This is a genomic window from Shewanella violacea DSS12 (genome assembly GCF_000091325.1).
Taxonomy (GTDB): Bacteria; Pseudomonadota; Gammaproteobacteria; order Enterobacterales; family Shewanellaceae; genus Shewanella; species Shewanella violacea.
Genome location: NC_014012.1, coordinates 4,953,193 through 4,962,103 on the forward strand (window position 1 = coordinate 4,953,193; position 8,911 = coordinate 4,962,103).

Here is an 8,911-nt window from a genome sequence, read left to right on the forward strand (position 1 = left end):
TACTCTCCAATCTGGACCTGAGGCGCCTTACGACACCTCTTCGATTTACCAGGTTTGGGTTTCGACGAACTTATCGAGGCCAGCCTTCAACTCACCTTCGATGTCGGCATTGTAGTCGCCAGTATCGTTGATGGTCTTCATCAGGTCAGCATGCTCGCTGTTCATATATGAGAGCAGAGATGCTTCGAAATCACCGATTTTATTCAGCTCAACGCTCTGAAGGTAACCTTTTTCAGCTGAGAAAATAGACACAGCTTGGTCGGCAACGCTCATAGGTGCGTATTGCTTTTGCTTCATAAGTTCGGTAACACGCTCACCATGCTCAAGCTGAGCACGAGTAGCCTCATCTAAGTCAGAAGCAAACTGTGAGAACGCAGCAAGCTCACGATACTGTGCAAGTGCGCTACGAATACCGCCTGACAGTTTCTTGATGATCTTAGTCTGAGCCGCACCACCAACACGAGAAACCGAGATACCTGGGTTAACAGCAGGACGTAGTCCAGAGTTAAACAAGTCAGTTTCAAGGAAGATCTGACCATCGGTAATCGAAATTACGTTAGTCGGTACGAATGCAGATACATCACCCGCTTGAGTTTCAATAATCGGTAGAGCAGTCAAAGAACCAGTCTGGCCTTTAACTTTACCTTTAGTGAACTTCTCAACATACTCAACGTTAACACGTGAAGCACGTTCTAACAGACGAGAGTGAAGATAGAATACATCACCTGGGTATGCTTCACGTCCTGGTGGACGCTTAAGCAACAATGAGATCTGACGGTAAGCAACTGCTTGCTTAGAAAGATCATCATAGACAATCAGTGAATCTTCACCGCGGTCGCGGAAGTACTCACCCATTGAACAACCAGAGTATGGAGCCAAGTATTGCAGTGCAGCAGCTTCAGAAGCTGTAGCAACAACAACAATGGTGTTCGCTAATGCGCCGTGCTCTTCAAGCTTACGTACAACGTTAGCAACAGTAGAAGCTTTCTGTCCTACAGCTACGTATACACACTTGATACCAGTATTTTTCTGATTGATGATGGCATCGATTGCTAAAGCGGTTTTACCGATTTGGCGATCACCAATAATCAATTCACGTTGTCCACGACCAATTGGGATCATAGAATCAACGGCTTTATAACCAGTTTGCACTGGTTGAGATACTGATTTACGTTCAATAACACCTGGTGCGATAACTTCAACAGGAGAGAAACCATCGTTGTCGATAGGTCCTTTTCCGTCGATTGGCTCACCCAATGTGTTGACTACGCGGCCTAATAGACCACGGCCAACTGGGACTTCCAAAATACGACCAGTTGTTTTAACTTTATCGCCTTCTGCCAAAGTGGCATAAGGACCCATTACTACGGCACCTACAGAATCACGTTCTAAGTTCAACGCGATTGCATAACGGTTACCAGGCAGTTCGATCATCTCACCCTGCATCACGTCGGCTAGGCCGTGGATGCGAATGATGCCGTCACTTACTGCAACGATTGTACCTTCGTTGCGAGCTTCACTAACGACTTCGAACTGCTCGATCCGCTGTTTAATCAGATCGCTGATTTCAGTGGAATTCAGTTGCATGCTCAAACTCCCAATTACGATTGCAGCGAATCAGACAGACGCGAAAGTTTTCCGCGAACCGAGCCATCTATGACTAGGTCTCCTGCCGTGATAATTACACCAGCAATAAGGCTGGCATCTATGCTGCAATTAAGCTTAACTTTGCGTGCTAGACGTTTCTCTAAAGAAACACTAATATCCTGTTGCTGAACTGAAGTAAGCTCAATAGCTGAAACTACATTAGCTTCAATCTCTTTTGCCCATTCATGTTTCATTTCAACAAATAGTTGAAGTACAGCAGGTAGTGTAACTAAACGACCGTTTTCAGCCATTACCTTTAACAAGTTTTGAACTTGCACATTGATCTGCTCACCACAAACTCCGATAAAGAGTTCGCCCAGTTTATCACTGGAAAGTGCGCCAGATAGCAGAGGCTTAATGGTGTCGTTTTCACTAACCATAGCCGCGAAGTTGAGCATTTCTACCCAACTATCTACTGCATTTTGTTCAATGGCAAAGTCAAAAGCTGCCTTTGCGTAAGGACGAGCGATGGTAGTTATTTCAGCCATAACTCAAACTCCTTATTTAAAGTTCAGCAACTAGTTTATTAACTATGTCACTGTGGGCGGCTTCATCAATCGAACGCTCAAGAATCTTCTCTGCACCAGCTATGGCAAGAGCAGCAACTTGCTTACGCAAGTCTTCTTTAACGCGATTACGTTCAGCTTCAATTTCTGCTTGACCCTGAGCGATGATTTTCGCACGCTCAGTATCTGCTTCGGCTTTTGCTTCATCGACGATCTGAGCTTTGCGTTTGTTCGCTTGCTCAATGATCTCGTTAGCAGTAGCTTTAGCTTCTTTTAGCTGGTCAGTGGCTTTCGCCTGTGCCAACTCAAGGTCTTTTACGGCGCGGTCAGCATCAGCTAAACCGTCGGCAATCCTTTTTTGGCGTTCTTCGATGGCATTCATCAAAGGTGGCCAAACAAACTTCATGCAGAACCACACGAAGAGAATAAAGGCAACCGTCTGACCGATTAGGGTAGCGTTGATATTCACAACAGCCTCCTATTTAGTTTAAAGACAGAAGCGTTTTATTACAGCATTGCACCAAGAGGGTTAGTGAAAAGCATGAATAATGCGATACCAACACCGATCATAGTTACTGCATCTAAAAGACCCGCAACGATGAACATTTTAACTTGCAGCATAGGAGCCATTTCTGGTTGACGCGCAGCGCCTTCCAAGAACTTGCCACCTAGTAGGCCAAAACCGATAGCGGTACCAAGAGCACCCATACCAATTAGTAGAGCAACAGCGATAGCTGTCATGCCTAATACAGTTTCCATCTCTATCTCCAAATATTCTAAATCTAGTTAGTTTATGATTTAGTAAAAAAAGTTTTACAGCAATCCTTAATGATCTTCATGTGCCATGCTTAAGTAAACAATGGTTAACATCATGAAGATAAACGCCTGTAAGGTAATAACCAAAATATGGAAGATCAACCAACCTAGCTGTAATGTTACACCTAGAGCTGAAAGCGCCATATTTCCACCGTACATCAACGCAATAAGGATGAATATCAACTCACCTGCATATAAGTTACCAAACAGACGCAGTGCCAATGAAATTGGCTTAGCAATCAAGGTAACAGACTCTAACAGGAAGTTGACGGGTATCATTGTCCAATGGTTAAAAGGCTGCATAGTCAGCTCTTTAACAAAACCTGAAACGCCTTTGACTTTAATGCTGTAATAAATAATCAGCAAAAACACACCGATAGCCATGCTAAAGGTAATGTTTAAGTCGGTCGTAGGTACGACTTTCATGTAAGGGATACCAGCTGCAGCAGCTAGTGATGGGATCCAGTCAACTGGAACCATATCCATGAAATTCATCATGAATACCCAAACAAAAATAGTCAGTGCCAACGGAGCAATAACAGGATTGCGGCCATGGAAGGTTTCTTTCACGCTAGAATCGACAAACTCAATGATCATCTCGACAAAACATTGAAGTTTGCCAGGAACACCAGTAGTAGCCTTCTTACCAACGCTACGGAATAGCCATAAGAACAGAACACCAAGCCCAACCGAAAAGAACAACGAATCAATGTGCCATGTCCAGAAGCCTTCACCAACACTTAAGTTGGTTAGGTGATGCTGGATATAGCCCTGCGATGTTTGTGCAGCCATGATTCATCCCACTTAACTTTGCTTGAAAAATAAAGGAGCCGTCCAATGCACGATTAGCGCTAAGGTATAACAAACGAAAAGTGGCATAAAACCGACCTTCCAATTGATAAACACCAGCGAAAACATAGCTATGGTTAACAGCAACTTTACCGCTTCCCCCCAGTAAAAATCTTTAACAACTTTCACCGATGAACTTGCTCCCGTATGAGAGAAAGCTAGGGTTGCGAATACAAAATTAGGGAGAACAGCGATAGCAGCACCTGCCAAAGCAGATAAACCATACTGAACTCCCCACAAAGCGAAAAAGACAATTGAAGCACCCCCAGCCACCGCCGCCTGCATCAAAACCAATTTATAGGCAGACCACCGGCCACGACGTGCTAAAATCTTACTCAATTCTTCTTCTCCGCATTAATACTTTTTGTTTCGATGACCGGACTACAAAAACCCAGACGATGACGAATGACAAAAAGCTAGCGAAAGTATACCTTTTCGGGCCTTCAAAGCAAGTTTAAGCTGAGGATAATCGACTCTTTTAACGTGATCTAACGCCAAATATGCAAAAGCGAAAAGTTAACACTTGTCACAAAATTACATAATATAGCGTTAACTTAAGATATTTAGTTGATTCTATTGATAATACCGTCTAATTCGTCGAGATCCTGATAATTAATTACCAGTTTGCCCTTACCTTTTTTATTATGGGTAATTGAAACCTTAGCGCCTAATCTTTCGATTAATAGGCTTTCAAGACGAGTGACATCGTGATCTTTCGCGGGTTTATCCGCTATTTGGGGTGGGTTTAATGTTTTTGTGACTAAACGCTCAGTTTCGCGGACGGTTAGTTCTTTAGCAGCTACTAATCTGGCAATATTTGTTTGTTCATCACCCTCTATGGCGAGTAATGCTCTGGCATGACCCATATCTATATCACCATATTCTAACATGCGTTTTACAGGCTCATTGAGGCCATTGAGACGCAGTAAATTCGACACTGTCGCACGAGATTTACCCACTGCCGTAGCAATTTGTTGATGAGTCAGCTCAAATTCGCGCATTAATCGATCTAACGCAATCGCTTCTTCCATCGCGTTGAGGTCTTCACGCTGAATATTTTCAATTAGTGAGATAGCAACGGCGGCTTCATCAGCCACCTGCTTAACGATACAGGGCACCTTATCCAACTTAGCTATTTGAGCCGCACGCCAGCGACGTTCACCGGCGATAATTTCAAACATGCTAGCTGAAACTTTACGCACAACAATCGGCTGTATTATGCCTTGAGCAACTATCGACTCGGCAAGCTCTTCCAGTGCCTCGGGCGACATATCTTTACGCGGTTGGTACTTACCAGGCTGCATCAAATCTATGTCTAGCATTAATAAGTCATCTGTTTTAACAGTCACTTCAGCGGCATTTTCAACTGCATTCAGCTTCTTAGTTGCCGCATGGCTAGTACTGAGTAGTGCATCCAGACCTTTACCCAGCCCACGTTTTTTCAATGTCATTTCCACTGCCTTTATTTAAGCTTGTTCTAGATCTTGATGCTGTTCAGCTCTGCGAATTATTTCGCCGGCCAAGGCTAAATATGCCTTAGCACCCGCACTCGATTTGTCGTAATACATGGCCGGAGCACCAAAGCTAGGAGCCTCAGCCAACCTGACATTTCTTGGAATAACGGTACGATAGACTTTTTCACCGAAGTGCTGCTTGAGCTGATCGGACACATCATTAGACAGACGATTTCTTGGATCGTACATGGTACGAAGAATCCCTTCGATATGCAGACCAGGGTTAATCATGGCGCCGATCTTACTGATGGTATCCATTAAGGCCGTTAAGCCCTCCAGTGCATAATATTCACACTGCATGGGAACCAGAACCGAATCGGCAGCAGACATAGCATTCACTGTCAGCATGTTCAGTGAGGGGGGACAATCGATAAAGATGAAGTCGTAATCGTCTTTTATCGGTGCTAATGCATTTCTTAATCTAATTTCACGAGCAAAGAACTCCATTAACTTAATCTCTGCAGCTGTAACGTCACCATTACCCGCGATCAGATCATATTTCCCGCTCGTATCTCTATAGACAACTTCATCGAAAGGTTTTTCGTCGACTAACAACTCATAAGCGGTATTTTCGACACTGTACTTGTCTATACCACTTCCCATGGTCGCATTACCTTGGGGATCGAGATCAATTAAGAGCACCTTGCGCTTTGTGGCAGCCAAAGATGCTGCCAAGTTGACACAAGTTGTTGTTTTTCCGACGCCACCTTTCTGGTTAGCCACGGCAATCACTTTACCCACAATACCATCCTGTATGTCGCGTATATATTATCGACGCAATAGAATTCAATACCAAGTTGCTTGAATCACTAAAAGAAAGCAACTGAAACACTATTTTTTAATCACTCTGAGCAGATGTCTTTGCTCATCCAGACAAGGAACACATAGCTCTATGACATCAGTTAGCTCGTAACCCTCAGGAATTTTAGCCATCTCATCTTCGGCCAACTGACCCTTGAGTGCGTAATAACAACCGTTATCCGCCGGTAGATGATGACACCAATGCAGCATATCTTCGATAGAGGCAAATGCTCGACTGAGCACGCCATCAAATTTTTCTTCAGGCTCATAGGCTTCGACACGACTCTCTACAGAGCTGATATTATCGATTCCCAGATCAAACTGAACCTGCTTCTGAAAGCGAATACGCTTACCTAAACTATCCAATAAAACGAAATGTTTATCAGGATTCATAATAGCCAATGGGATCCCGGGTAAACCAGGTCCTGTACCAACATCGATAAAGCGTTCACCCACCAGATGTGCTGATACGGCCAGACTATCCATGATATGCCTGATCAACATCTGCTTAGGATCTCTAACCGATGTCAGATTATACGCCTTATTCCATTTGTTGAGCATCTCAACAAATCCAACCAGCTGCTTCTTCTGCTGCTCGGTGGCAGTCAAATTCATTTCAGCTAGATATTCATCTAATAGGGCTGATAACACGGGATTAATCCTTAATAACAAACTAAATAGGCATGAAGTATCTATTATGAAGCCGTAAAAAGAGTAAGGGAAGCATTTAGCGCTTCCCTTAGTTATAATTACTCTAAATTACGATGCTTTTCTGCGAAGTAAGCCACGTCTTTTCAAATGTACTAATAAAATCGAGATAGCAGCCGGGGTCATACCGGAAATTCTCGATGCCTGACCTATGGTTTCAGGCTTATGTTCATTCATCTTAGCAATGACTTCATTCGACAGTCCCGGCACCTCTTGGTAATCAAGATCTAACGGCAATCCAGTAGTTTCATGCTTGAGCGCCTTGTCTATTTCATCTTGCTGACGCTGAATATAGCCTGAATATTTAACCTGAATCTGTACTTGCTCTGCAGCGCGTTTATCTTCGAGCCCAGGACCAAAACCTTCAAGGCTCATTAATTTAGGATAATCCATCTCAGGACGACGAAGTAGATCTTCGAAAGATGCTTCACGTGAAATTGGTGTGTTCAATTCAGGATTTAGCACACCCAACAGAGGCGAATTAGGGTGAACCCATAGGCCTCTTAAACGTTGTAGCTCCAATTCGATAGATTCACGCTTCTCACTAAATTGAATCCAACGGTTATCGTCTACTAAGCCAAGTTCACGTCCTTTCTCGGTTAGACGCAGATCAGCATTGTCTTCACGAAGCAACAAGCGATACTCGGCGCGACTGGTGAACATTCGGTAAGGCTCTTTGGTGCCAAGAGTAGAAAGATCGTCAACTAACACACCTAGATAAGCCTGATCACGACGTGGAGACCAAGACTCTTTGCCCTGAACCTGTAACGATGCGTTCATGCCGGCTAATAATCCTTGGGCCGCCGCCTCTTCATAGCCTGTGGTACCGTTAATCTGTCCTGCAAAGAAGAGCCCGCCGATAGATTTAGTCTCTAACGAGTTCTTCAGATCCCTAGGATCGAAATAATCATACTCGATGGCATAACCAGGACGAATGATCTCAGCATTCTCCATGCCTTTAATCGTTCTAACTAAGTTGATCTGCACATCGAAGGGTAAACTGGTTGAAATACCATTTGGATAGATCTCATTGGTATTCAGCCCTTCCGGCTCAACGAATATTTGATGAGATGTCTTGTCGGCGAAGCGATTAATCTTGTCTTCGATGGATGGACAATAACGAGGTCCAATACCTTCGATAACCCCTGAATACAGAGGACTGCGGTCTAGGCCTTCACGAATAATGTCATGAGTACGCTCATTGGTGTGAGTCACATAACATGATATTTGACGAGGGTGATCTTTAACATCACCGACAAATGACATCACAGGAAGTGGTGTATCACCTTTCTGTTCGGCCATAAGATCGAAGTTTATGGTATTCGCATCCAATCTTGGTGGTGTACCCGTTTTTAAGCGACCAATACGGATCGGTAGTTCTCGTAAGCGATCGGCAAGGGCGATCGATGGCGGATCACCAGCTCGTCCACCGCTGTAGTTTTGTAATCCAATATGGATCTTACCACTGAGAAAAGTACCTGCAGTCAAGACGACTGTGGCTGCCTCGAAGGCGAGTCCCATCTGAGTGACAACCCCAGTGACACGGCCGTTTTTAACGATCAGGTCATCGACACCTTGTTGAAACAATTTTAAATTGGGTTGGTTTTGCAATATCTGTTGGATCTTAGCTCGGTAGAGTGCTCTATCGGCTTGGGCACGAGTGGCTCTGACCGCAGGTCCCTTACTCGAGTTGAGAGTTCGAAATTGAATTCCAGCAAAGTCGGTAGCGATAGCCATAGCTCCGCCCAATGCATCGATCTCTTTTACCAGATGGCCTTTACCGATCCCACCGATCGCAGGATTACAGGACATTTGTCCTAAGGTATCGATGTTATGTGTCAGCAATAGGGTTTTTGATCCCATTCTTGCTGCGGCCAGGGCAGCTTCCGTACCGGCATGGCCACCACCAACAACAATTACATCGAACCGCTCATGAAAATGCATTACAAAACCTTAAATTTAAACTGACGTCGATAAAGAACTAATGTGAATTTGAGATGCGCATTTTAGCACCTGAATGACCTCAGGTGAAAGATCATTTTAGCTCGTTTGATCTAAGATGGATCTGCT

At 44.1% G+C, this 8,911-nt stretch carries 10 protein-coding genes; all 10 read right to left on the minus strand.

What is annotated here, in order from left to right:
* Positions 1-45: 45 nt before the first annotated feature.
* Positions 46-1,587 (minus strand): F0F1 ATP synthase subunit alpha, encoded by a 1,542-nt coding sequence (atpA, locus tag SVI_RS20575; protein WP_013053591.1) that lies wholly within the window; start codon positions 1,585-1,587, stop codon positions 46-48.
* A gap of 14 nt (positions 1,588-1,601) precedes the next feature.
* Complete coding sequence (atpH, locus tag SVI_RS20580) at positions 1,602-2,135, minus strand: F0F1 ATP synthase subunit delta (protein WP_013053592.1); 534 nt, start codon at positions 2,133-2,135, stop codon at positions 1,602-1,604.
* Between the two features lie 16 nt (positions 2,136-2,151).
* Positions 2,152-2,622: a F0F1 ATP synthase subunit B gene (gene atpF, locus SVI_RS20585; protein WP_013053593.1), complete on the minus strand. Its 471-nt coding sequence runs from the start codon at positions 2,620-2,622 to the stop codon at positions 2,152-2,154.
* A gap of 38 nt (positions 2,623-2,660) precedes the next feature.
* Entirely contained in the window at positions 2,661-2,912 is a 252-nt protein-coding gene (gene atpE / locus SVI_RS20590; RefSeq protein ID WP_011639455.1) for a F0F1 ATP synthase subunit C, read from the minus strand.
* A gap of 66 nt (positions 2,913-2,978) precedes the next feature.
* The gene (gene atpB, locus SVI_RS20595) at positions 2,979-3,761 is read right to left on the minus strand and encodes a F0F1 ATP synthase subunit A (RefSeq protein WP_013053594.1); all 783 of its coding nucleotides are present in this window, start codon (positions 3,759-3,761) and stop codon (positions 2,979-2,981) included.
* Between the two features lie 12 nt (positions 3,762-3,773).
* Complete coding sequence (locus tag SVI_RS20600; RefSeq protein ID WP_013053595.1) at positions 3,774-4,157, minus strand: ATP synthase subunit I; 384 nt, start codon at positions 4,155-4,157, stop codon at positions 3,774-3,776.
* Between the two features lie 224 nt (positions 4,158-4,381).
* Positions 4,382-5,269, minus strand: coding sequence for a ParB/RepB/Spo0J family partition protein (locus SVI_RS20605; RefSeq protein WP_013053596.1), 888 nt, complete (start codon positions 5,267-5,269; stop codon positions 4,382-4,384).
* A 15-nt stretch (positions 5,270-5,284) separates the two neighbouring features.
* Positions 5,285-6,073, minus strand: coding sequence for a ParA family protein (locus tag SVI_RS20610; protein ID WP_013053597.1), 789 nt, complete (start codon positions 6,071-6,073; stop codon positions 5,285-5,287).
* A 90-nt stretch (positions 6,074-6,163) separates the two neighbouring features.
* The gene (gene rsmG, locus SVI_RS20615; protein WP_013053598.1) at positions 6,164-6,784 is read right to left on the minus strand and encodes a 16S rRNA (guanine(527)-N(7))-methyltransferase RsmG; all 621 of its coding nucleotides are present in this window, start codon (positions 6,782-6,784) and stop codon (positions 6,164-6,166) included.
* A 108-nt stretch (positions 6,785-6,892) separates the two neighbouring features.
* Positions 6,893-8,785, minus strand: coding sequence for a tRNA uridine-5-carboxymethylaminomethyl(34) synthesis enzyme MnmG (gene mnmG / locus SVI_RS20620; RefSeq protein ID WP_013053599.1), 1,893 nt, complete (start codon positions 8,783-8,785; stop codon positions 6,893-6,895).
* Positions 8,786-8,911 lie beyond the last annotated feature (126 nt).